Below are 267 nucleotides of genomic sequence, written 5' to 3' on the forward strand. Positions count from 1 at the left end.
AGGAACTATTTTCACTAAAAAGTTGTTTGCGAATACTTGTTGCGCTTGCAATATGTTGGTCGTTAAATGTTTCATCATGATAATGAGATGCGAATCTTTTTATCGTTTGTGCTTGCATAGAACTATTTTGCATTAGAATTGCTTTTATGTATTGGAAGCCTAAAATGTTATTTGGTTGTGACATGTCTATATTTTTTTCAGAAGATAAAATGTGTAGGAAAGCTTCAGATGTAGCTTTTGCGTAACTATTACCTGCGTTCATAAATT

At 31.8% G+C, this 267-nt stretch carries 1 protein-coding gene; it reads right to left on the reverse strand.

What is annotated here, in order from left to right; genetic code table 11:
- Positions 1-267: nucleotidyltransferase family protein (locus KVT11_RS20040; protein ID WP_217609167.1), on the reverse strand; the 267-nt coding region annotated here is incomplete at both ends.

Source organism: Bacillus sp. GbtcB10 (assembly GCF_019091365.1).
Taxonomy (GTDB): Bacteria; Bacillota; Bacilli; order Bacillales; family Bacillaceae; genus Bacillus; species Bacillus altitudinis.